General features: G+C 71.3%; 20 protein-coding genes and 1 tRNA gene. 9 read left to right on the top strand and 12 right to left on the bottom strand.

What is annotated here, in order from left to right:
* The first annotated feature begins 61 nt into the window (after positions 1 to 61).
* The 5 genes from J5Y09_RS07360 to J5Y09_RS07380 all read left to right on the top strand — a co-directional run bounded on the left by J5Y09_RS07360 (position 62) and on the right by J5Y09_RS07380 (position 5,158).
* The gene (locus J5Y09_RS07360) at positions 62 to 1,273 is read left to right on the top strand and encodes a patatin-like phospholipase family protein (RefSeq protein ID WP_209351105.1); all 1,212 of its coding nucleotides are present in this window, start codon (positions 62 to 64) and stop codon (positions 1,271 to 1,273) included.
* A 49-nt stretch (positions 1,274 to 1,322) separates the two neighbouring features.
* On the top strand, positions 1,323 to 2,513 hold the full coding sequence (locus tag J5Y09_RS07365) for a patatin-like phospholipase family protein (protein WP_209351106.1): 1,191 nt from the start codon (positions 1,323 to 1,325) through the stop codon (positions 2,511 to 2,513).
* A 62-nt stretch (positions 2,514 to 2,575) separates the two neighbouring features.
* Positions 2,576 to 3,079: a lysozyme family protein gene (locus J5Y09_RS07370; RefSeq protein ID WP_209351107.1), complete on the top strand. Its 504-nt coding sequence runs from the start codon at positions 2,576 to 2,578 to the stop codon at positions 3,077 to 3,079.
* A gap of 157 nt (positions 3,080 to 3,236) precedes the next feature.
* Positions 3,237 to 4,403 carry a fumarylacetoacetate hydrolase family protein gene (locus J5Y09_RS07375; protein ID WP_209351108.1) on the top strand — a complete coding sequence of 389 codons (1,167 nt, stop codon included), beginning with the start codon at positions 3,237 to 3,239 and terminating at the stop codon, positions 4,401 to 4,403.
* Entirely contained in the window at positions 4,400 to 5,158 is a 759-nt protein-coding gene (locus J5Y09_RS07380; RefSeq protein WP_342451428.1) for an alpha/beta hydrolase, read from the top strand. The genes J5Y09_RS07375 and J5Y09_RS07380 overlap by 4 nt, the downstream gene beginning before the upstream one ends.
* Here J5Y09_RS07380 and J5Y09_RS07385 read toward each other — a convergent pair.
* Entirely contained in the window at positions 5,111 to 5,986 is an 876-nt protein-coding gene (locus J5Y09_RS07385) for a Rossmann-fold NAD(P)-binding domain-containing protein (protein WP_209351110.1), read from the bottom strand. The two genes, J5Y09_RS07380 and J5Y09_RS07385, sit on opposite strands and share 48 nt — an antisense overlap.
* Before the next feature lie 57 nt (positions 5,987 to 6,043).
* Here J5Y09_RS07385 and J5Y09_RS07390 point away from each other — a divergent pair, with 57 nt between their 5' ends.
* Positions 6,044 to 6,859 carry a tetratricopeptide repeat protein gene (locus J5Y09_RS07390; RefSeq protein WP_209351111.1) on the top strand — a complete coding sequence of 272 codons (816 nt, stop codon included), beginning with the start codon at positions 6,044 to 6,046 and terminating at the stop codon, positions 6,857 to 6,859.
* Between the two features lie 6 nt (positions 6,860 to 6,865).
* Here the strand turns inward: J5Y09_RS07390 and fzlA are convergent, their stop codons facing one another.
* From fzlA to J5Y09_RS07415, 5 genes are all read right to left on the bottom strand, one after another.
* Positions 6,866 to 7,534 (bottom strand): FtsZ-binding protein FzlA, encoded by a 669-nt coding sequence (fzlA, locus tag J5Y09_RS07395; protein ID WP_209351112.1) that lies wholly within the window; start codon positions 7,532 to 7,534, stop codon positions 6,866 to 6,868.
* A 152-nt stretch (positions 7,535 to 7,686) separates the two neighbouring features.
* Positions 7,687 to 8,196 (bottom strand): hypothetical protein, encoded by a 510-nt coding sequence (locus J5Y09_RS07400; RefSeq protein ID WP_209351113.1) that lies wholly within the window; start codon positions 8,194 to 8,196, stop codon positions 7,687 to 7,689.
* A 128-nt stretch (positions 8,197 to 8,324) separates the two neighbouring features.
* Positions 8,325 to 12,863 (bottom strand): glutamate synthase large subunit, encoded by a 4,539-nt coding sequence (gene gltB, locus J5Y09_RS07405; RefSeq protein WP_209351114.1) that lies wholly within the window; start codon positions 12,861 to 12,863, stop codon positions 8,325 to 8,327.
* 5 nt (positions 12,864 to 12,868) lie between these two features.
* Positions 12,869 to 14,308 carry an NAD(P)-dependent oxidoreductase gene (locus J5Y09_RS07410; RefSeq protein ID WP_209351115.1) on the bottom strand — a complete coding sequence of 480 codons (1,440 nt, stop codon included), beginning with the start codon at positions 14,306 to 14,308 and terminating at the stop codon, positions 12,869 to 12,871.
* A 215-nt stretch (positions 14,309 to 14,523) separates the two neighbouring features.
* Positions 14,524 to 15,468, bottom strand: coding sequence for a complex I NDUFA9 subunit family protein (locus J5Y09_RS07415; RefSeq protein ID WP_209351116.1), 945 nt, complete (start codon positions 15,466 to 15,468; stop codon positions 14,524 to 14,526).
* Between the two features lie 133 nt (positions 15,469 to 15,601).
* Here J5Y09_RS07415 and J5Y09_RS07420 point away from each other — a divergent pair.
* Positions 15,602 to 15,688 (top strand) — tRNA-Leu (locus J5Y09_RS07420).
* Positions 15,689 to 15,713: 25 nt separating this feature from the next.
* Entirely contained in the window at positions 15,714 to 16,370 is a 657-nt protein-coding gene (locus tag J5Y09_RS07425) for a ribonuclease D (protein ID WP_209351117.1), read from the top strand.
* 15 nt (positions 16,371 to 16,385) lie between these two features.
* Here J5Y09_RS07425 and J5Y09_RS07430 read toward each other — a convergent pair whose 3' ends face one another.
* The 4 genes from J5Y09_RS07430 to trxB form a co-directional block, all read right to left on the bottom strand.
* Positions 16,386 to 17,357 (bottom strand): Bug family tripartite tricarboxylate transporter substrate binding protein, encoded by a 972-nt coding sequence (locus J5Y09_RS07430; RefSeq protein ID WP_209351118.1) that lies wholly within the window; start codon positions 17,355 to 17,357, stop codon positions 16,386 to 16,388.
* A gap of 80 nt (positions 17,358 to 17,437) precedes the next feature.
* Positions 17,438 to 18,613 carry a hypothetical protein gene (locus J5Y09_RS07435; RefSeq protein ID WP_209351119.1) on the bottom strand — a complete coding sequence of 392 codons (1,176 nt, stop codon included), beginning with the start codon at positions 18,611 to 18,613 and terminating at the stop codon, positions 17,438 to 17,440.
* Between the two features lie 390 nt (positions 18,614 to 19,003).
* The gene (locus tag J5Y09_RS07440; protein ID WP_209351120.1) at positions 19,004 to 19,897 is read right to left on the bottom strand and encodes a LysR family transcriptional regulator; all 894 of its coding nucleotides are present in this window, start codon (positions 19,895 to 19,897) and stop codon (positions 19,004 to 19,006) included.
* Positions 19,897 to 20,871: a thioredoxin-disulfide reductase gene (trxB, locus tag J5Y09_RS07445; protein WP_209351121.1), complete on the bottom strand. Its 975-nt coding sequence runs from the start codon at positions 20,869 to 20,871 to the stop codon at positions 19,897 to 19,899. Before trxB ends, J5Y09_RS07440 begins: the two co-directional genes overlap by 1 nt.
* A gap of 156 nt (positions 20,872 to 21,027) precedes the next feature.
* Between trxB and J5Y09_RS07450 the strand changes: the two genes are divergently transcribed.
* Positions 21,028 to 21,504: an Lrp/AsnC family transcriptional regulator gene (locus J5Y09_RS07450; protein WP_209351122.1), complete on the top strand. Its 477-nt coding sequence runs from the start codon at positions 21,028 to 21,030 to the stop codon at positions 21,502 to 21,504.
* Positions 21,505 to 21,554: 50 nt separating this feature from the next.
* Here J5Y09_RS07450 and J5Y09_RS07455 read toward each other — a convergent pair whose 3' ends face one another.
* Positions 21,555 to 22,784 (bottom strand): threonine ammonia-lyase, encoded by a 1,230-nt coding sequence (locus J5Y09_RS07455; RefSeq protein WP_342451429.1) that lies wholly within the window; start codon positions 22,782 to 22,784, stop codon positions 21,555 to 21,557.
* Between the two features lie 106 nt (positions 22,785 to 22,890).
* Positions 22,891 to 23,364, bottom strand: coding sequence for a transcription elongation factor GreA (gene greA, locus J5Y09_RS07460; protein ID WP_209351124.1), 474 nt, complete (start codon positions 23,362 to 23,364; stop codon positions 22,891 to 22,893).
* Between the last annotated feature and the right edge of the window lie 29 nt (positions 23,365 to 23,393).

Genomic DNA, 23,393 nt, shown 5'->3' on the forward strand with positions numbered 1-23,393 from the left:
GTGAGGTCGTGCGCGAAATCGCCTAAGGAACGGTCTCACGGAGTCGAGACGGAGGATGCGGATGACGGCACGCATGGTGGCCGGCAGGCGCATGGCGCTGAGGCTTGCATCGGTGGGGCTCGCCGCGCCTGCGGTGGGCTGCGCCCTGCCCGAACGCGGCCGGGCCGTGCCGCGGGGGCGCGTGGGGGAGGCGACGGTGCTCGGCATCCCGAACGAGCGCTTCCTGATCCCGCACGACATGCCGAAGCTGATCGCGGAATACGCGTCCGCCTTCCGGCGCCGGCAGCAGCATCTCGGCTTCCGGGACCCGCTGGTGGACGCGCCGCCCTACCGCATGCTCGGCGTCTCCGGCGGGGGGGAGGACGGGGCCTTCGGCGCTGGGCTGCTCTGCGGCTGGTCGGCGCAGGGCACGCGCCCCGGCTTCGACCTCGTCACCGGCGTGTCGACCGGCGCGCTGACCGCGCCCTTCGCCTTCCTCGGGCCGTCCTGGGACGGCGCGCTGCGCAGCGTCTACACCGACATCACGCCGGACGAGGTGCTGCGCCCGCGCGGCATCCTCGCCGGCCTGTTCGACGACGCGCTGGCGGACAACACGCCGCTGTTCCGCACCATCGCGCGGCACCTGGACGAACGCATGCTGCGCGCCCTCGCCCAGGGCTACGCGGAGGGGCGGCTGCTCTTCGTCGGGACGGCGAATCTCGATGCCCAGCTGCCCTGTACCTGGAACATCGGCGCCATCGCGGCGAGCGGGCATCCGGACGCGCTCGCGCTGATCCGCCGCGTGCTGCTCGCCTCCGCGGCCGTGCCCGGCGCCTTCCCGCCGGTGATGATGGATGTGCGCGCGGGTGCCGACACCTTCCACGAGATGCATGTGGACGGCGGCGCCTTCACCCAGGTCTTCCTCTATCCGCGCAGCCTGACGACGGGTCGGCGGGAGAGGCTGCGCCGCGGGGAACGCGTGCCGCGCGCGCAGGCCTGGATCATCCGCAACGGGCGGCTCGACGCGGAATGGGCGGAGGTCGACCGCCGCACGCTGAGCATCGCCGGGCGCGCCATCTCCACCATGATCGCCTCCTCCGGCTACAACGACGTGGTGCGCATCTGGAACACGACGGAGCGCGACGGGGTCGACTTCAACCTCGCCTTCATCGGCCGCGACTTCACGGGCACCTACACCCAGCCCTTCGAGCAGGCCTACATGCGCGCCCTGTTCGAGCACGCCTTCGAGCGGGCGCGCCGCGGCTACCCCTGGGCGAAGCAGCCGCCGGTCTGACGTAACGGCGCTATCGCCCGCGGCGGCGGGCGCGATAGCGTCGCCGTCCATGACCGCCATCCTCCCCGCGCGCCGCGCGCTGCTCGCCGGCGCCCTCGGCGCCTGCGCCATGCCCGAGCGCGGGCCGCCCGTCCCGGCCGACGTGGTGCGCCGCGCCAGCGTGCTCGGCCTGCCGAACGAGCGCTTCTGCGTCACCGACCCGACCGACGTCCCGCGCGTGGCGCAGGAATTCAACCTCGCCGGCCGGCGCCAGCGCATCCGCTTCGGCCTCGGCCCGCGGGACCCGCTGCCGGACGGGCACATCATCGCCTTCTCGGGCGGGGGCGAGAACGGCGCCTTCGGCGCGGGCCTCGCCTGCGGCTGGACGGCGCATGGCACGCGGCCGGACTTCAACCTGGTGACCGGCATCTCGACCGGCGCGCTGACCGCGCCGCTCGTCTTCGCCGGCATCCACCGCGACCCGGACCTGCGTGCCGCCTATACCGACATCACGGCGGCGGACGTGCTGGAACAGCGCGGGCTGCTCGCCGCGCTGCTGGACGACGCGGTGGCTGACAGCGCGCCGCTCGCGCGCACCATCGCGCGCTTCCTGGACGAGACGCTGCTCGCCGAGGTCGCGGCCGCCTATCTCGGCGGGCGGCAATGCATCATCTGCACGACGAACCTCGACGCGCAGCGGCCGATCGGCTGGAACCTCGGCGCCATCGCGGCGAGCGGTCATCCGCGCGCGCTCGACCTCGCGCGGCAGGTGCTGCTCGCCTCCGCCGCCATCCCGGGCATCTTTCCCCCGGTGATGATCGACGTGACGGTGGACGGGCGGCCCTTCCAGGAAATGCACGTGGATGGCGGCACCTACGCGCAGGCCTATCTCTATCCGCCGGGGCTGGCGGCGGACCGGGAGGAACGCGTGCGGCTCGGCCTCTCGCCGCCGCGCGTCACGGCCTATGTGGTGCGCAACGGGCGGCTCGCCCCGCAGGGCGCGCCGGTGCGCAGGCGGGCCTTCTCGATCGCCTCCCAGGCCATCTCGACGCTGATCGGCGCATCGGGCGTCAACGACATCTTCCGCATCCAGGCGGCGGGCGCGACGCGCAACATCGCCTTCCGGCTGGCGCATATCGAGGACGACTTCACGGGGCGGGAAGGCGAGCCCTTCGAGCAGGCCTATCTGCGCACGCTGTTCGACTACGGCTTCGCCAAGGCGCGCAGGGGCTATCCGTGGAAGGACACGCTGCCGGCCTGATCCACCGCGGAATTCTCGCGCCGCAAGCCTTGGTTAACCGCCTTCGCCGCAAGATGAGCGGCATGATCAGGCCAGCCGATCGCTTCGCCGCCTGCGCCGACGCCGTGATGACGGCGCGCGGCGGGTTCACGCCGAACGATCGCCTGCTCGACGGGCCGGCCGCGCATGGCGTCGGGCTCGGCCTGCTGTCGGTCTGGATCGGCGGCCCGGCGGATGTGCCGATGCTGCGGGCGCTGACGACCGACGCCGCGGCGCGCATCCTGCACCGCATGGTCTGGCTGCCCTGCGGCGCACCGCATTTCGCCGAGGGCGTCGACCTCGCCCTGTTCGCCTTCGCGCTCGAAGCGGGGACGCCGCGCGCGCTGGCCGAGCTGCAGGACCATCTCGGCGTGCCCGCCAGCGGCGCGCCGGATGCCGAGACGCTGGTCGCCGCCGCCGCGCAGGATCCCGCGCTGCTGGCGCGCGACGTCGCCGCGCTGCACGAGGCCTGGCGCGCGCTGCGCGGCCTGCCCTCCTGGGCGGTGCCGCATGCCGCCGCCCGGCAGTCCGTGCCCGCCGAAGCCTGAATTGCGCGGCCGCGCGCCGCGCCTTGCATCGTGCGTTCCGCACGCATGCGCGCGGGCAGGTCCGGCGCGCCCCCCTTGGCACATGCCGCCCGCCCGGCTTTGATCGCCCCGAAGCGCCGCCGCTCCGAGCCGCGCCCAGGGGGGAAGGACCAAGCGCATGAAGCTCGACCGCGACTGCCTGCCGGCGGACCTGGCGACCGGCGCCTTCGCCGCGCGCATCATGACCGTCGATGGCCCCGTCGTCGTCGGGCTGCTCGGCGAAGCCGCCTTCGACCTGACGCCCGCCTTCGGCACCGTCTCCCGCTGGATGGAGGAGGAGGATCCGGTCGGCGCCATCCGCAAGCGGGGCGCGCCGATGGCCCTCGACCTCGACGCGCTGCTGGCCAATTCCGCGCATGACGCGCGCGACCCGGCGAAGCCCTGGCTGCTCGCCCCGGTCGACCTGCAGGCGGTGAAGGCCGCGGGCGTGACCTATGTGCGGTCCATGCTGGAACGCGTGATCGAGGAACGCTGCCGCGGCGATGCCTCGCTCGCCGCCGCGGTGCGCATCGAGGTGCGGGAGATCATCGGCGACGACCTCGCCAACCTCGTCCCCGGCAGCGCCGAGGCGATGCGCGTGAAGGAGGCGCTGGTCGCCAAGGGCTGGTGGAGCCAGTACCTCGAGGTCGGCATCGGCGCCGATGCCGAGATCTTCTCCAAATGCCCGCCCATGGCGGCCGTTGGCCTGGGTGCGAAGATCGGCGTGCATCCGAATTCCGCCTGGTCGAACCCGGAGCCCGAGGCGGTGATGGTCGTCTCCAGCCGCGGGCGCATCGTGGGGGCCACGCTCGGCAACGACGTGAACCTGCGCGACGTGGAAGGCCGCTCCGCGCTGCTGCTCGGCCGCGCCAAGGACAACAACGCCTCTGCCGCGCTCGGCCCGGTGATCCGGCTGTTCGACGACGGCTTCTCGCTCGAGGATGTGCGCCGCGCCGAGATCGCGCTGGCGATCGCCGGCCGCGACGGCTTCGCGCTCGATGAACGCGGCGCGGTGGGGTCGATCAGTCGCGACCCGACCGACCTCGTCGCGCAGATGATCGGCGCGCACCACCAGTACCCGGACGGCGCGGTGCTGTATCTCGGCACGCCCTTCTCGCCGGTCAAGGATCGCGGTGCGCCGGGGATGGGCTTCACGCATCGCGAGGGCGACGTGGTGCGCATCGCCTCCGCGCGCCTGGGCGCGCTGGTGAACGAGGTGGACCGCACCGACGAATGCCCGCCCTGGTCCTTCGGTGCGGGGGCGCTGATGGCCTCGCTGATGCGCCGCGGGCTGCCGCGGCCGTGAAGGAGGAGGCGGGGCGGCTCGACCGCGGCGACGGCGTCGAGCTCGCCTGGCGGCACATCGACGGGCGCGGGCCGGGCGTGGTGTTTCTCGGCGGCTTCAATTCCGACATGACGGGCAGCAAGGCGGAATTCCTCGCCGGCTGGTGCGAGGCGCGAGGCACGCCCTTCCTGCGCTTCGACTATTCGGGCCACGGCGCCTCCGGCGGGCGGTTCGAGGACGGCACCATCGGCCGCTGGGCGGCGGATGCGGCCGCGGTGATCGGCGCGCTCGCGCCGGGGCCGCGCGTGCTGGTCGGCTCCTCCATGGGCGGCTGGATCGCGCTGCTGCTCGCGGCGCGGCGGCGGCTGCCGGTCCGTGCGCTGGTCGGCATCGCCCCCGCGCCGGACTTCACCGAGGACCTGATGTGGGCGGAGTTCTCGCCGGCCGAACGGGAGGCGATCCTGCGCGACGGCGTCTGGATGCGACCCAGCGAGTACGGCGCGCCCTATCCCATCACCCGCGCGCTGATCGAGGACGGGCGCGACCACCTGCTGCTGCGCGGGCCGATCCAGGTCGACGCGCCGCTGCGCATTCTGCAGGGGCAGGCCGACCCCGACGTGCCCTGGCGCCACGCGCTGCGCATCGCGGAGGCCGCGACCGGCGGCGACGTGCGCGTGCATCTGGTCAAGGACGGCGACCACCGGCTCTCGCGGCCGCAGGACCTCGCGCTACTGGGCGAGACCCTCGCGCCGCTCCTCCGCGAGGATGGCCTCTAGCCCTTCCCGATAGGTCGGGTAGCGCCAGGCGATGCCGAGCGCGGCCTTGGTCGCGGCATTCGCGACGCGCCGGTTCTCCGACCAGAAGGACAGCGCCATGGGCGACATGGCCGCGCGCGCCTGCTCGAAGGGGATGGCGGGCGGCGGCGGCAGGCCGAGCAGGCGCGCGGCATGCGCCGTCACCACGGCGCTTTCCACCGCCTCGTCGTCCACCAGGTGCAGCACGCGCACCGCCGGCGGCAGGTCCTGCCCGATCGCCGCGAGCACGGCATGGGCGATGTCGTCGCGATGGATGCGGGAGAAGGCGTGGCCCGGCTTGACCACGCAGCGCGCGGTGCCGGCGCGCAGGTCGTCGAAGGTGGAACGCCCGGGGCCGTAGATGCCGCCGGCGCGGAAGATGTCGAGCGCGGCGCGCCCGGCGGCGATCGCGCGCCAGGACTCCTCGGCGGCGAGTCGCCGGATGCTGCGCGGCTGGCCGGGCGCGGGCGGCGTCGATTCCTCCACCAGCCCGCCGCCGCGGTCGCCATAGACTCCCGTGGTTGAGATATAGCCGATCCACCGCAACCTTCGCGCGATCAGCGCCGCCTCGATCGCCGCATGGTGGCGGACCAGCAGCGGATCGCCGGCGTCGCCCGGCGGTGCCGTGACCAGGAGATGCGTCGCCTCGTCCAGCGCCGCGCCGGCGAAATCGAAGGAAATAAGGGCGATTCCCGGCAGCGCTCCGAGCCGCGACGGGTCGCGCGCCGTCCCCGTCACGCGCCAGCCGGCCACAACCGCTGCGTGTGCCGCGGCGACCCCCGAATAGCCAAGTCCCGCAACCAGAAGCATGTCTCGTCCCCGTGAGTTCGTCTGGCACGCGTGCGCGCGCGACATTAGATTGGCGCCATGCCGAATGCCCGCCTCCTGATCGCCGGTGCCGCGATGCTGCTGCTGCTTGGCGGCGGCGGTGGCGCCTGGTGGTTCCTGTCCGGCGGGACGGATCTGCCGCTGCCGACGCCGCCCGAGCCGCCGCGCCTGGTCGACGCGCCGGAATTCGACCAATGCGTGCGGATGCTGGACGAGGACCCGGAGGGGGCGCGCAGCCTCGCCGACAGCTGGGCGATGCGGGGCGGCGGGGAGGGGGCCGCGCATTGCGCGGCGCTGGCGATGCTCTCGCTGGGCGAAGCGGAACGCGCGGCGGAGGCGCTGGAACGGATCGCGACGCGCAGCGAGGCCGGCATCGCCGCCCGCGCCGCGGTGTTCGGCCAGGCGGGGGAGGCCTGGAGCGCGGCCGGCCGGCCGCAGCGCGCCCATGCCGCGCTGACGCTCGCGCTGGCGCTGACGCCCGCCGATCCCGGCCTGCTGACGACACGCGCGATGGCGGCGCTGGCGCTCGACCGCCCGGCGGAGGCGCTGGCGGACCTGGAGCGCGCGGTCGCGACCGACGGGTCGATCGCCGAGGCCTGGGTGCTGAAGGCGTCCGCCCTGCGGCGGCTGGACCGGATCGTGCCGGCGGCCGAGAGCGTGGCCGAGGCGCTGCGGCTCGACCCTGACAATGTCGAGGCGCTGCTCGAACGCGGCATCATCCGCCAGATCCAGGGCCAGGCGGCGGCGGCGCGCGCCGATTGGGAACGCGTCATCGAACTGGCGCCGGATGGCGCCGCGGCGGATCTCGCGGCGCAGAACATGGCGTTGATCGAGGCCGGGCCGGCAAGCCGGTAGCGCAGATCAGAAGTCCAGGTCGGCGTAGTGCGCCGGCGGCGTGACGCCGGAGACGCGGTCGGCGAGCAGCGGGCGGAAGGAGGGTCGCGACTTCATCCGCGCATACCAGTCCTTCGCCGCCTCGTTCAGCGACCAGTCGACGTCGCCGATGAAGTCGAGCGCGGAGAGATGCGCGGCGGCCGAGATGTCGGCCAGCGTCAGCGAGGTGCCGGCGAGCCAGGGCCGGGTTTCCGCCAGCCAGCCGATGTATTCGAGATGCGGGCGGAGATTCGCGTAGCCGGCGCGGATCGCCGTCGCGTCCGGGTTGCCGCGGCCCATCAGCCGCTTCATCTGCTTCTCGTACAGCAGGTTCATGCCGACCTCGGCGTGGAACTTGCCGTCGAACCAGGCGACCAGGCGGCGGACTTCCACGCGTTCGGCCAGCGTGCGGCCGAGCAGCGGCATGTCGGGATAGGCTTCGTCGAGGTATTCGCAGATCGCGGTCGAATCGGCGATCGTCAGGCCATTGTCCTCGACCAGCACCGGGACGGTGCAGGCGGGGTTCATCGCCAGGAAATCCTCCCGCCTTTCCCACACGCGCTCGATGCGCGTGTCGAAGGGGATGCGCTTCTCGGCCAGGGCGAGGCGCACCTTGCGGGAGAAGGGCGAGAGGGGGAGGTGGAACAGGAGCCGCACGATGCGGCGCTTATGCCACCCGCCCCCGCGTCGCGCAAAGTCGGGTCAATTCGGCCGCGAGAGCCTTCGACGCGTGCCCAGGCCGCGAATGCCGCCCGCCGGACGTCCGGCGAGCCAAGGAAGCCGGCGGTCGAAGCATCCGGCCGCCGGTGTCAGATGCGCCGGGCGCAGGCCAGGAAGGCTTCCGTCACCGCGCGGGTGCCGCGCAGGTCGGCGATCCAGGGGTCCACCGTCTCCCCCGGGAAGGTGACCTGCATCCGCAGGCCGAGGGCGAAGGCCTCGACGAAGCGGACGAAGTTGTTGAAGGCGCCCTGGTAGGACGCCTCGATCATGTCGGGCTGGGAGGTGCCGGTGTAGTTGAGGTCGGCCGTCTGCCGGTCGATCGCGACCACGACGCGCCCGCGGGCTTCGCGCCGGACGTTCCAGCTGCGGTCGCCGAGCTGGATGAAGCCGTGCAGGCCGCCCTGCAGCCGTTCCACCTTGATCCAAAAGAAGCGGCCCTGGTTGTTGGCCTGCGTGCCCATGCCGCACAATTGCTGGCCGTTCGTCTCCGCGATGTAGGCCGTCCAGCCATTGATCGCGGCGAGGTTGCGCACGTTCTGCGCCGAGGCCGGGGCGGCCAGCGCGAGAAGGGCGGCAAGGGCGAGGGGCACCAGGCGCATGATGCCGGTCCTTTCGTCATCGGCGGCGGGTCGTTCCGCCCGCTATCGGCGCGCAGATTACCCTGGCGTCACGCCCGGGGAAGGGGGCGGCGCGGCGCCGGGTGAAGCGCTTCACCCGGCGCCGGCGATCACTCCGCCGCGACCGCCTGTTCCGGCGTGGTCGGCACCGGCAGGTACTTCGCGTATTCCTTCGGCACCACCTGCCAGAAGCGGTGCCGCTCGGCGGCCCATTCGTTCAGCAGGCGGGCGGCGAAGCGGCTGCCCGTCTCGGCCACGTGGCGCGCGATCAGGTCGCACAGCACCCCTTCCCAATGCGGGTGCTGCACGCGGGACCACAGCAGCGTGTCCGGGTTCACGCGCAGCTCGAAGGTGTCGTCGGCGTCGTAGACGAAGGCCTGGCCGCCGGTGAAGCCGGCGCCGAAATTGTCGCCCACGGCGCCGAGGATCACGACCGTGCCGCCGGTCATGTACTCGCAGCCATTGGCGCCGCAGCCTTCGACCACCGCGGTGGCGCCGGAATTGCGCACCGCGAAGCGCTCGCCGGCCTGGCCGGCGGCGAACAGCTCGCCCGCCGTCGCGCCGTAGAGCACGGTGTTGCCGATGATCGTGTTCTCGTTCCACACCAGAGGGGAGGACGGCGCGGGCCGCACCACGATGCTCGCCCCCGACAGCCCCTTGCCGACATAGTCGTTGGCGTCGCCGAAGACTTCCAGCTTCAGCCCCCGCACGCCGAAGGCGCCGAGCGACTGCCCGGCCGAGCCGCGCAGGCGCACCGTCAGGTGCCCCGGCTGCAGCCCGCTCATGCCGAACTGCCGCGTGATGCGGGAGGAGACCTTGGTGCCGATCGCCCGGTGCGTGTTCCGGATGTTGTACTGGAGCTGCATCTTCTCCCCGTGCCGGAACAGCGCGTCGGCGTCGCGGATCATCTCCGCGTCCAGCGTCTCCGGCACCTCGTTGCGGCCTTCCAGCGTGCAGTAGGACGCATGCGGACCGGCATCGGCCTGCACCAGCAGCGGGTTGAGGTCGAGGTCGTCCAGATCCTCCGACCCGCGGCTGACCTGCTGGAGCAGGTCGGTCCGGCCGATCACGTCCGTCAGCTTGCGGAAGCCGAGGGAGGCGAGGATCTCGCGCACTTCCTCCGCCACGAAGGAGAAGAGGTTGATGACCTTCTCCGGCGTGCCGGTGAACTTGGCGCGCAGCGCCTCGTCCTGCACGCAGACGCCGACCGGGCAGGTGTTGGAATGGCACTGGCGGACCATGATGCAGCCCATGGCCACGAGCGAGGCCGTGCCGATGCCGAATTCCTCCGCACCCAGCATCGCCGCGATCACCACGTCGCGCCCTGTCTTGAGCCCGCCATCGGTGCGCAGCTTCACCCGGTGGCGCAGCCGGTTCAGCAGCAGCACCTGGTGGGTCTCCGAGAGCCCCATCTCCCACGGCAGGCCGGCATACTTGATGCTGGACTGCGGCGATGCGCCGGTGCCGCCCGAATGGCCGGAGACCAGGATCGCATCCGCCTTCGCCTTGGCCACGCCGGCGGCGATGGTGCCGATGCCGGAGCGCGAGACAAGCTTCACGCAGACCGTCGCATCCGGGTTGATCTGCTTGAGGTCGTAGATGAGCTGCGCCAGATCCTCGATCGAGTAGATGTCGTGGTGCGGCGGGGGCGAGATGAGCGTCACGCCCGGCGTCGAATGCCGCAGCTTCGCGATGAGCCCCGTCACCTTGAAGCCGGGCAGCTGCCCGCCCTCGCCGGGCTTGGCACCCTGGGCGACCTTGATCTCGATCTCGCGGCAGTTGTTGAGGTATTCCGCCGTCACGCCGAATCGGCCCGAGGCGATCTGCTTGATCGCGCTGTTGGCGTTGTCGCCGTTCGGGCGCGGCTTGGCGCGCGCGGGGTCCTCGCCGCCCTCGCCGGAATCCGACCGGGCGCCGATGCGGTTCATGGCGATGGACAGGGTCTCATGCGCCTCGGGGCTGAGGGCGCCGAGGGAGATGCCGGGGGCGACGAGCCGCTTGCGGATCTCCGTGATGCTCTCGACTTCCTCGAGCGCGACGGCCGCGCGGCCTTCCATGCGGAAGTCGAGCAGGTCGCGAAGCGCCACCGGCGGCAGCTTGCGCACGGCGTCCGAATAGCGGCGGTAGGTCTGGTAGCTGTCGGTCTCCACCGCCTTCTGCAGCGTGTGGATCAGGTTGCCGTCGAAGGCGTGCACCTCGCCGCGCCGGCGCAGCTTGTACAGCCCGCCCACGGGCAGCGCGACCGCGCCCTGCTGCCAGGCCTTCTCATGCAGCGCGAGCACGCGCCGCGCGATGCCCGAAAGCCCGATGCCGGAGATGCGCGAGGGCGTACCGGGGAAGAACTCGCCCACCAGCGCGCGGGAAAGCCCGATCGCCTCGAAGTTCATCCCCCCGCGATAGGAGGAGAGGACGCCGATGCCCATCTTGGACATGACCTTGAGCAGGCCCTTGTCCACCGCCTTCTTGTAGCGGCCCACCGCCTCGCCCAGGCCGATATTGCCGAACAGGCCGCGGCGATGGCGGTCGGCGATGCTCTCCTGCGCGAGATAGGCGTTCACCGTCGTCGCACCCGCGCCGATCAGCACGGCGAAGTAGTGCACGTCCATGCATTCCGCCGCGCGGACATTGAGCGAGGTGAAGGTGCGCAGCCCGTGCTTGACCAGGTGCGTCTGCACCGCGCCGACGGCGAGGATCATCGGGATCGCGGCGCGGTCCTCGGCCTGGCCCTCATCGGTCAGGATCACATGGGCGCAGCCGGAGCGCACGCCTTCCTCCGCCTCGCGGCGGATGCGCTCGATCGCGCGGCGCAGCCCGGCCTCGCCGTCGGCGACCGGCCAGGTGCAGTCCACCGTCGCGACGGTCGCACCCATGTAGCCGCGCATCGCCTCGAACTGCGCGTTCGACAGCACGGGGCTCTCCAGCATGAGCATGTCGCACTGGGTCGGGTCCTCGTCGAGGATGTTCCCGAGGTTGCCCAGCCGCGTGCGCAGCGTCATCACCCGCGTCTCGCGCAGGGAATCGATCGGCGGGTTGGTGACCTGGCTGAAGGTCTGGCGGAAATAGTGGTGCAGGCCGCGATACTGGCTCGACAGCACGGCGATGGGCGTGTCGTCGCCCATCGAGCCGACGGCCTCGTTCGCGTCCTCCACCATCGGGTGGAGGATCCCTTCCAGCTCCTCGAGCGTGTAGCCCATCGCCAGCTGGCGCCGGCGCAGCTCCTCGGCCTGGAAGTTCGCGCGCTCGTCGCGCTCGGCCTTGACGATCTCGTCGATGCGCGTGGTACGCGACGTCCACTGGCCGAAGGGCTTGCGGGCGGCGAGCGTGTCCTTCAGCGCGGCGTCCTCGTAGAAGCGCGCCTCATCGAGGTCGACGCCGATGCATTGTCCCGGCCCGAGGCGCCCCTTCTGCACGATGCGGTCCTCGGGCAGCTTCACCATGCCGGTCTCGGAGCCGACGATCAGCAGCCCGTCCACCGTGCGCGTGAAGCGCATCGGCCGCAGCCCGTTGCGGTCGAGGCCCGCGATCACCCAGCGCCCGTCGGTCGCGGCGATCGCCGCCGGCCCGTCCCAGGGTTCCATCACCGCGTTGCAGTACATGAACAGCTCGCGATGCGCGGCCGACATGGTGGCGTTGTTGCTGACGCTTTCGGGGATCAGCAGCGCCTTGGCCATGGGCGCGTCGCGCCCGCCGCGGACCAGCAGCTCGAACACGTTGTCGAGCGTCGCGGTGTCCGACCCGCCCGCCTGTACGATCGGCTTCAGGTCCTCCATGAAGGCATCGAGCAGCGGATGGGCAAGCCGCGTCTCGTGGCTCTTCATCCAGTTGGCGTTGCCGTGCAGCGTGTTGATCTCGCCGTTATGGGCGAGCATGCGGAAGGGCTGCGCCAGCCGCCAGGTCGGGAAGGTGTTGGTCGAGTAGCGCTGGTGGTAGATGGCGAAGCGGCTGACGAAGCGCGCATCCAGCAGGTCGGGATAGAATTCCGTCAGGCTCTCGGCCAGGAACATGCCCTTGTAGATGATCGAGCGGGCGGAGAGCGAGCACAGGTACAGCTCGGGGATCTGCGCCGCGATCGCCTGCTTCTCGATCCGCCGGCGGATGACGAACATGTCGCGCTCGGCGGTCTCGACGTCGCGCTGCTCGGGGTCCCAGATCAGGATCTGCTCGATCTCGGGGCGCGTGGCGTTCGCCTTCTCCCCGATGCAGCCGACGCTGATCGGCACCTGGCGCCAGGAATAGATGGCGTAGCCGGCGTTGAGGATCTCGCTCTCGATGATCTGGCGGCAGCGTTCCTGCGCGCCCAGGTCGGTCTTGGGCAGGAAGACCATGCCCACGGCGATGCGCCCCGGGCGCACGCGGTCGCCGCCGCGCTGGACGACTTCGGCGAAGAAATCCTGCGGGATCTCGATATGGATGCCCGCGCCGTCGCCGGTCTTGCCGTCGGCGTCCACGGCGCCGCGATGCCAGACGGCCTTCAGCGCGTCGATGCCCGCCTGCACCACTTCGCGCCGCGGCTTGCCGTCGAGGGCGGCGACCAGGCCGACGCCGCAGGCATCGTGCTCGGTCATGTCGATGTGGGCGGCGGAGGAGAGCAGGTCGCGGCCCTTGGCGTGGGCGGCGACGAAGGCGGAACCGGATTCGTGCTGCGTCATGATCGTCACTCCGCGGCGATGGCCGGGGCTTCGGCCCGGGCCTGGATGAAGGCGTGGATCTGCTCTGCGACGTCGCGCCCGTCGCGGATGCCCCAGACGACGAGGGAGGCGCCGCGCACGATGTCGCCGGCGGCGAAGACGCCGGGGACGGCCGTCATCATCGTGCGGAAGTCGACCTTCAGCGTGCCCCAGCGCGTCACGCCGAGCGCGGGCTCGTTGAAGGCGGCGGGCAGGTCCTCGGGGTCGAAGCCGAGCGCCTTGATGACCAGGTCGGCCTTCACCTCGAACTCCGCGCCGGCGATCGGTTCCACCTGCTGGCGCCCGGTGGCGTCGGGCAGGCCGAGATGCATGCGCTGCGCGCGCACCGCAGCAACCTTGTCGGTGCCGAGGAAGGATTCCGGCGCGGCGAGCCATTCGAAGCGCACGCCTTCCTCCTCGGCGTTCTTCACCTCCCGCATCGAGCCGGGCATGTTCGCCTTGTCGCGGCGATAGAGGCAGGTGACGGAGGCCGCGCCCTGGCGCACCGCGGTGCGCACGCAGTCCATCGCGGTGTCGCCGCCGCCGACCACGACCACGTGCCGCCCCTCGGCGTTCAGCGCGCCGCTCTCGAACTCCGGCACCTCGTCGCCGAGGCCCTTGCGGTTGGACGCGATCAGGTAGTCGAGCGCCGCGACCACGCCGGGCAGCGCCGCGCCCGCGCAGTCTATGTCGCGCGCCTTGTAGACGCCGGTCGCGACCAGGATCGCGTCATGCCGCTGGCGCAGTTCGCCCAGCGTGACGTCGCGGCCGACGGCGGTGTTCAGGCGGAACTGGATGCCGCCCATGACGTATTGCTGCCAGCGGCGGACGACGACTTCCTTCTCCAGCTTGAAGTTGGGGATGCCGTAGATCATCAGCCCGCCGGCGCGGTCGTGCCGGTCGTAGATCGTCACCTGGTAGCCCATCGTGCGCAGGCGTTCCGCGGCGGCCATGCCGGCCGGGCCGGCGCCGATGATGCCGACGGTCTGCGGGCGTTCCCGCACCGGCATGGGCGGCTTGACCCAGCCTTTCTCCCAGGCGGTGTCGGTGATGTACTTTTCCACCGCGCCGATCGTGACGGACTCGAAGCCCTTCTCGATGACGCAATTGCCTTCGCAGAGCCGGTCCTGTGGGCAGACGCGGCCGCAGATCTCGGGGAAGGTGTTGGTCGCGGCGGCGACCTCGTAGGCTTCCTCGAGCCGCCCTTCGGCGGTCAGCTTCAGCCAGTCCGGGATGTTGTTGTTGAGCGGGCAATGCACCTGGCAGAAGGGCACGCCGCACTGCGAACAGCGCGACGCCTGCTGGCCGGCGGCCTCGGCGGCGAAATTCTCATAGACCTCGCCCCAATCGGCGCGGCGGGCCGAGGCGTCGCGCTTGTCCGGCTGCCGCTGCTGGAGGCGGACGAACTGGAGCATCTTCTCGGCCATGCGGACCCCCGGTGACGGCGTGTTCCTGCCGGGGTGGGGGCGCGCAGGATCGGTCGCCGGCCCCCCGGCGCGGGGTCACTTACGGCATGTATCCGGGGCGCGCGAGTCCTTTCTGCGCCAATAGGACAGTTTTTTTGTCCTATCTTCGCGGCGGGGCCGACCCCCGGTAACCCTGCATACACCGTTCCGGACACAATTGGTCCGAATCGGACATGTCAGGCGGCGGCCCGCCGCCCGCCGCCCCGCCGGAACCGCGCCAGATAGGCCGGCACGATCGCCTCCACCGCCTTGGGCGCGATGCCGAGATCGGCCAGCGTCAGCGCCCCTTCCGCCACCAGGTTGTCGCGGCGCAGCAGGATCAGCTGGTCGCGCGTCAGCGGCGGGGTGGGCAGCTTCTCGCCCATCCGCGCCTGGAACTCGACCAGCCGGTCGGGCAGGTCGACCATCATCCGCCGCCGCCCGGTCGCCTCCAGCACGAAGGCCAGCACCTCGCGCATGCTCATCGCGCGCGGGCCGCCGAGCTCGTAGGTCTTGCCGGCGGCATCCTCGCGCGCGATCGCGGCCATCGCGGCATCCGCCACGTCGCCGACATAGACCGGCTGGAAGCGCGTCCCACCCGAGACCACCGGCATGACGGGCAGCACCGCGGCAAGCCCGGCGAAGCGGTTGAAGAACTGGTCCTCCGGCCCGAAGACGACGGAGGGGCGGAGGATGGTCGCGGCGGGGAAGGCCGCGCGCACCGCTTCCTCCCCTTCCGCCTTGCTGCGGGCATAGAGGCTCTCGCTGGCCGCATCGGCGCCGATCGCCGACAGGTGCACGAGCTTGCGCGCGCCCGCGGCCGCGGCCAGCCGCGCGACGCGGCCCGCGCCCTCGGCCTGGATGCGGGCGAAGTCGCCCTCCTTCCGCTCGAACAGGATGCCGACCAGGTTGATCACCACCTCGGCCCCCGCGACGGCGCGGGCGACGGAGGCCTCGTCCGTCACGCTCGCCGCGACGGGGACGATCTGCGCGACGGCGCCGAGCGTCCGCAGCTTGCCGGCCTTCTCCGTGTCCCGCCCGGCGATGCGGACGATGAAGCCCTGCTTCGCGAGACGCTGGACGATGTGGCGGCCGATGAATCCCGCGCCCCCGAACACCGTCGCCACCCGGCGATTGTCCATGCCTCGCTTACCCCGCTCAGGAATTGATCGCTGGGGACCATATGGGGCGCTTCGCGTCGCCTCAAGGCGCCCGCTTGACGGGCTCCGCGGCTGCGCGTAAACGCCCGGCCTCGCCGCAAGGCGCCGACCTCCTGCCCAGGTGGCGGAATTGGTAGACGCGCAGGTTTCAGGTACCTGTGGCCGCAAGGCTGTGAAGGTTCGAGTCCTTTCCTGGGCACCACTCTTTCTCCCAAGGCGCGGATAATTTGGGCACCACCCTGTTCACGCATGGCGGCGTGACCATCCGCCTGCATCGCAACGACCTGCCGGACGGACTCGACCTCGGCCGCGTCGTCGCGATCGACACGGAGACGATGGGGCTCAATCCGCACCGGGACCGGCTCTGCCTCGTGCAGCTTTCCTCCGGCGACGGCTCCGCGCATCTCGTACAGTTGGTCCCCGCGAGCCTCGGCGGGCAGGGCTATGCCGCGCCGAACCTGCGCCGGCTGCTGGCCGACCCTGCCGTGACCAAGCTGTTCCACTTCGCCCGCTTCGATGTCGCGGTGCTGTTCCACTACCTCGGCGTCACGACGGCGCCGGTCGTCTGCACCAAGGTCGCGGCGAAGCTCGTGCGCACCTTCACCGACCGGCACGGGCTCAAGGACCTGTGCAAGGAACTGCTCGGCGTCGAGATCTCGAAGCAGCAGCAGACTTCCGACTGGGGGGCGCCGGACCTCACGCCTGATCAGCTCGCCTACGCGGCCTCGGACGTGCTGCACCTGCACGCGCTGTGGGCGAAGCTCGAGGGCCTGCTGCGGCGCGAAGGCAGGCTCGACATCGCCGAGGCCTGCTTCCGCTTCCTGCCCACGCGCGGGAAGCTCGACCTGCTGGGCTACGAGGACCCCGACATCCTCTCCCACTGACCGCCGCGGCGCGCGTCAGTCCACCCGCGCGCCGGAGGCCCGGATGATCGGCGCCAGCGCCGCCTCATTGGCCGCGCGATAGGTCGCGAACTCCTCCGGCGTCGTGTACCAGGGCGTGGCGCCGTTCTCGAGGAAGCGCCGCTTCAGGTCGTCGGTCTCGAGCGACTGGCGCGTCAGCGCGTTCAGCCGGCTGACGATGGCCGGCGGCATCCCGGCCGGGCCCATCACGCCGCCCCAGGAGTTGATCTCGAAGCCCGGCAGGAATTCCGCCATGGTCGGGATCTCGGGCGCGGCCGGGCTGCGCTGCGCGCCGGTGACGGCCAGCGCGCGTACCTTGCCTTCGCGATGCAGCGCGAGCCCCTGTGGGATGTTGTCGAAGATCATGTGCACCCGGCCGCCCTGGATATCGACATGCGCGGGTGCGGCGCCGCGATAGGGCACGTGCAGCATGTCGACGCCGGCCATGGTCTTGAACATCTCGCCCGAGATGTGGACCGTGGTGCCGGACCCGGAGGAGGCATAGGCGTATCGGCCGGGGTTCGCGCGCAGCAGCGCGATCAGTTCCGGCACGCTGCGCGCCGGCACGTCGTTGTTCACGACGAGGAGGTTGGGCAGCTGCCATAGCCCCGAGACGTAGGAGAAGTCCCGCGCCGGATTGAAGGGCAGGCGGGCATAGAGCGTGGGCCCGATCGACAGCGGCGCGACCGAGGCGAGCCCGATCGTGTTGCCGTCCGGCGCGGCGCGGGCGATCGCCTCGGTGCCGATGTTGCCGGCCGAACCCGCGCGGTTCTCGACCACGAATTGCTGGCCGGTGATCTCGCTCATCTTGATGCACCACAGGCGCGACAGGATGTCGGTGCCGCCGCCGGGCGGGAACAGGCCGATGAAGCGGATGGCGCCGGTCGGCCAGGCGGGTTGCGCGATGGCGGGTGCCGCGAGCGGCGCGGCGGCGAGCGCGAGCGCCGCCCGCCGGGTGACGTTGTGCATGGTGGTTCCTCCCTGGATTGTCGTTGGGAGGATGGCAGTCCGGAATGGCCGGACGCGTCAAGCGATCCTTGCCGCGGCGTTCAGAACTGCACCCCGGTGCTGAGCCAGAAGCCCCGCACGCCGCGGTCCCCGGTCAGGAAGGTGAAGCCGAGCCTGGCCGGGCTGTCGCGGCCGAGCTGCGCGAAGGCGCCGAATTCCTGGTAGTTGCGGATGTAGACGTCGTCGCCGGTGAAGCGCGTGTCGACCGCGAAGATCGATCCCACCAGCGGCCGCCCGGCCAGCTCCACGCCCAGGTCGCGGGAGAGCACGACGCCGTTGCGGTAGACGATGTTCTTCAGGTCGTAGTCGACCGAATAGGACCCGATCGAGACCGGGAAGGTCGAGACATAGGTGATGCCGTTGGCCAGCACGAAGCGGAAATCCGCCGGCAGCTCGAAGCGCATGGTGGAGTTGAGCGCCGCCGAATAGACGCCCGACCCGCCGCCGAGGTCGATCGAGCCGACGCCGCCGACGCGGAAGGAAGGCTGCAGCGTCCACCAGTCGAAGACGCGCCGGCGATACAGGATGCCGAGATTGCCCGCGTAGGACCGCGCGCCTTCCGTGTCCGTCCAGGTCAGCGGGACGTCGAGCTCGATGGTGTCGTTGGGCGACAGGGTGAAGGTCTGGTTGATCGGCAGGGAGACCGAGCGCGTGTTGTAGCCGGCCGCGCTGAACGACCCGAAGCGCACGCCGAGCCCGAAGCCCGAGCCCCCGCCCACCGCCGTTTCCACCGCGCGCCCGAAATCGGCGGCGACGAACTGGTTCATCGCCGCGTTCGGGTTGCCCGCGACCGGGTCGATCGAGGTGGTGGCCGCGGCGAGCCGCAGCACGCGGTTCACCTCCGAGGATCCCTGGCCGCGCAGCCAGTCCTCGAACAACTGCCGGCTCTCGTCGCGCGTCGCGCCATTGAAGGTGATGTCGATGCCCGCGCCGGGGATGACGATGCGCAGCGCCGGCGAGTTCAGCGTGAAGACGCCCTGGGCGGGGACGCCGCGCAGGTTGATGTCGGCGGTCGCGGCCGAGGTCTCGGTATAGCCGGCCACGATCGACTGCAGCCCGGCGGTGTCGAGGGCGCGGTAGGCGTCCTCGATCCGCGTGAAGCCGGCGCTGCCGGTCTGGCCATCGACGTTGAGCACGATGCCGAAGGGGTCGCGCGCCTGCGCGGCGGTGGCGAGCAGGAGTGCGGCCCCGGCCGCGAGCAGCTGGCGAAGACGCATGGCGATGATCCCCCGGCGGATGGGCGCGCCCCCCCGGCGCGGCCGATCTGCGTGCGGACGGTAACGGGCCGCGGAATCGCCGCGCAACATCGCCGTGGTCACGCTTCCGGGCGCGCGCATCCTGGCCGCCGGGCGTGGCGCGGGAACCACAGCGGCGCCCTACCCCGGAAAAAGAAAGGCCCGGCTGCCACGAGGGCGCCGGGCCTAAGTCAACAGGGAGGCTTCACGTCTGGGAGACGAGGGATCCGAAGGACCCCTTCCGACCTAGTCGCCGGATGACCAAAATGTAGGACCGCAACCCACGCGCGTGATTCCCGATCTCAACCACCCCGCCATGCGCGGCGTGCATGACCTTTCGGAAACCCCGTGTGATTTGCGTGACAGACCCTCTCAGGCCCCCGTGCCGACCAGTTCCGCCATCAGGAAGTCCCGGAACACCGCCACCCGCTTCGAATGGCGCATTTCCTCGGGGTAGACGAAGAAGGCCTCGATCCGCGGCGCCTTCACCCCCGGCAGCACCTGCACCAGGTCGCCGATGTCGCTGCTGATGTAGTCCGGCAGGGCGGCCAGCCCGAGGCCGCTGCGCACCGCCTCCAGCATGCCGGGCAGGGAGTTGATCTCGATCGCCGCGCGCCGCGGCGTGCCCGGCCGGCGCCCGGCCTCGGCCAGCCAGTTGATGTTGTCGATCGGCGGGCGGTAGTCGCCGTAGACGATCAGGCGGTGGGCATCGAGGTCCTCGACCCGCTGCGGGATGCCCGTGCCCTTCAGGTAGCTGGCCGATCCGCAGACCTTCCAGCCGAAGGTCGCGATGTGCCGCTGGATCAGGTCCGGCTGCTTGGGCGGGTGCATGCGGATCGCGACATCCGCCTCCCGCATCGCGAGGTCGAGGTCCGAATCGTCCAGCAGCAGCGTCACGCTGATCTCGGGATGCAGGTCGAGCAGCCGGCGCAGGCGCGGCGCCAGCCAGGCGCTGCCGAAGCCGGTGGTGGTCGTCACCTTGAGCCGCCCGGCCGGCCTCTCCCGGCTTTCGGTCAGCATCGCCTCGGTCATGGCGAGCTTGGCGAACACCTCCCGCACCGTGCGGTTCAGCGTCTCCCCCTGCTCGGTCAGGATCAGCCCCCGCGCGTGGCGGTGGAACAGCGGGACCGTCAGCGCTTCCTCGAGCGCCTGGATCTGGCGGGAGACGGCGGACTGGCTGAGGTTCAGCGTCTCCCCCGCATGGGTGAAGGACCCCGCCTCGGCGACCGCGTGGAAGACGCGCAGCTTGTCCCAGTCGATCGGCATCAGGCGGCGACTTGTTCTGTCTCGGCATCCGCCGCGGCGAGGAACTTCTCCGCCTCCAGCGCCGCCATGCAGCCCGTGCCGGCGGCGGTGACCGCCTGGCGGTAGATCCTGTCCTGCACGTCGCCGGCGGCGAAGACGCCGGGGACGGAGGTGCGCGTGCTTCCCGGCACGGTCACGATGTAGCCCTCTGCATCCATGCCGACCTGACCCTGGAACAGGGCCGTGGCCGGCGCATGGCCGATGGCGACGAAGACGCCGTCCACCTTGAGTTCGCTCCGCTCGCTGGTCCGGGCATGGCGCAGCGCGAGCCCGCGCGCCACAGGCACGCGGCCGGACGCGTCGGCCAGCACTTCCTCCGTGATCGTGTCCCACAGCACGGTCACGTTCGGCTTCGCGAACAGCCGCTGCTGGAGGATCTTCTCGCTGCGCAGGCTGTCGCGGCGATGGACCAGCGTGACGTGGCGGGCGAGGTTGGACAGGTACAGCGCCTCCTCCGTCGCGGAATTGCCGCCGCCGATCACGGCGACGTCCTTGCCGCGGTAGAAGAAGCCGTCGCACGTCGCGCAGGCGGAAACGCCGAAGCCGCCCAGTTCCTTCTCCCCCGGGATGCCGAGCCACTTCGCCTGCGCGCCGGTGGCGATCACCACCGCCTCGGCTTCGAAGACGTCGCCCGAATCGCAGGTGGCGCGGAACGGCCGGCGGGACAGGTCGATGGCGGTGACCAGGTCGAACATCACCTTGGCGCCGACATGCTCGGCCTGCTTCTGCATCTGGTCCATCAGCCAGGGGCCCTGGATGGCCTCGGCGAAGCCCGGATAGTTCTCGACATCCGTGGTGATGGTCAGCTGCCCGCCGGGCTGCATGCCGGCCACGACCATCGGCGCCAGCCCAGCCCGCGCGGCATAGATCGCGGCGGTATAGCCCGCCGGTCCGGCGCCGATGATGAGGAGGCGGGTGCGATGCGTCTCGGCCACGATCGGAGGTCCATGTCCTGTTGGGGCATGCCGATATCGGCCAGCCCTGGCGCCGCCACAACCCGAAGCCTTGAAGCAGCGGCCGGCTGCAAGGATATTGCGCCACTGAAGGCAGCCGAGCAACGAAGCATCCGATTCGACAGATGACCGACGCACATGAACCGTGAACAGGATCCCGGCCTCGATTCCGTCGACCGGCACATCCTCGCCGAGCTCCAGGCCGATGGCCGGATGACGAATGTCGAGCTGGCCCGGCGGGTGAACCTCTCGGCGCCGCCCTGCCTGCGGCGCGTCCGCCGGCTGGAGGAAGCGGGGATCATCCGCGGCTACCATGCCGACATCGATCCGGTCTCGCTGGGGTGGGAGGTGACCTTCTTCGCCCTGGTCGGCCTCGAATCGCAGAAGCAGGCGGTGCTCGACGCCTTCGAGGCGCTCGCCTCCTCCTGGCCCGAGGTGCGGGAATGCCACATGATCCGCGGCGGCGGCGACTTCCTGCTGCGCCTGGTGGCGCGCGACACGGCGCATGAGAACGAGCTGACGGCGCGGCTGACCAACGCGCCCGCCGTGCTGCGCGTGCAGACGCTGCAGACGATCCGGACGGCGAAGGACGAGGCCGGGGTGCCGGTCGCCTAGCGCGATATCCGATCGGCCGGGCGCGGCCGACCGGACAGTTATGGAGGCTGTCAGCCCCGCCGCACGACGTAGTCCCTGGCTTCCAGTGCCGCGATCACGGCATCGCCCTGGGCGGCGTCGCGCACCTCCACCATCAGGTGCAGCTCGGTGCTCTGGACCGTCGGCGCGCCGAACAATTGCTGGTGCTTCACCTCGATCACGTTGCCGCCGACGTCCGAGATGCGCTTGGCGATGTCCGCCAGCACGCCCGGGCGGTCCGGGATGTCGAAATGCAGGCGCAGGATGCGCCCGTCCCGCAGCAATTGCCGCAGCAGCACGTTGGACAGGGCGCGCGCGTCGATGTTGCCGCCGCAGACCGTGGTGCCCGCGACCTTGCCGCGGAAGCGCTCGGGGTAGGTGAGGATGGCGGCGAGCCCGGCAGCCCCCGCGCCTTCCGCGACCACCTTGGCCCCCTCGGCGAGCAGGGCCACGGCCTGCTCCACCGCGCGCTCGGGCACCAGCAGCACCTCGACGCCGAGCCGGCGGAGGATGGCCAGCGGGCATTCGCCCACGTCGCGCACGGCGATGCCCTCGGCGATGGTCGGCCCACCGACGCTGACCGGCTGGCCGGCCAGGCGCTGCGCCATGGCGGGGTAGCCTTCGACTTCGACGCCGAACACCTGCATGCCCGGGCGCAGTTCCGCCACCGCGCTGGCGATGCCGGCGCACAGGCCGCCGCCGCCGACGGGAATGGCGAGCACCTCGATCGCCGGCGCGTCCTCCAGCATCTCGAGCACCATGGTGCCCTGGCCGGCGATGACGGCGGGATCGTCATAGGGGTGGATGAAGACCAGGCCCTCGCGCAGCGCGAGGTCATGCGCATGGGCCGCGGCCTCGGCCAGCGTGTCCCCGTGCAGCACCACGCGCGCGCCCCAGAATTCCGTGCGCACCACCTTCGTCGCGGGGGTGAAGCGGGGCATGACGATGGTCGCTGCGACGCCGGCCAGCTGGGCGTGGCGGGCGACCGCCTGGGCGTGGTTGCCGGCGGACATGGCGATGACGCCCGCCGCCTTTTCCCGCGGCGTCAGCAGCGCGAGGCGATTGGCCGCGCCGCGTTCCTTGAAGGCGCCGGTCGCCTGCAGGTTGTCGAGCTTGAGGAAGACGCGCGTGCCCGCCGCCCGGCTGACCGCCGGGTTCTCGATGGTGGGCGTGCGCAGCACGGCGCCGCGGATGCGTTCGGCGGCGGCGCGGATATCGGCCAGGGTGACCGAGGTCGCCGCGTCGAGGACAGGTTTCGTCACGGAAGACGTCATGGCGGCGTCCCGGGGAAAAGGGTGGCGCTGGCGGCGGGCCGGCCGAACGGCGCCGGGCGGCCCGATGGCCGCCGCCCGGCGCCCGGGGGCGGGGTCAGGCGAAGCGGACGGCGGTGATCTCGACCGAACGGGCGCCGCCGGGGGCCGGAACCTCGACCGAATCGCCCACCTTCTTGCCCATCAGCGCCTTGGCGAGGGGGGAGGTGATGGAGATCGACCCGTTCTTCATGTCGGCCTCGTACTGGCCGACGATGCGGTAGGTCTTCTCGTCCTCGCTTTCCTCGTCGACGATCGTGACCTTGGCGCCGAACTTCACCTGGTCGCCGGACATGCGGCCGATGTCGATCACCTCGACCGAGGGAATGATCGATTCGAGCTCGCCGATCCGGCCTTCGATGAAGGATTGCCGTTCGCGCGCGGCGTGGTACTCGGCGTTCTCGGACAGGTCCCCATGCGCGCGCGCCTCGGCGATCGCCCGGATGATGGCCGGTCGCTCCTCGCCTTTCAGGACCTTCAGTTCCTCCTCGAGACGCGCGAGGCCTTCGGCGGTCATCGGGAACTTCTGCACGGCGAAACCTTCCCAAACGAATGCGGCCC

Origin of the sequence: Roseomonas nitratireducens (assembly GCF_017813355.1) — a bacterium.
In the GTDB taxonomy this organism is placed as follows: domain Bacteria; phylum Pseudomonadota; class Alphaproteobacteria; order Acetobacterales; family Acetobacteraceae; genus Neoroseomonas; species Neoroseomonas nitratireducens.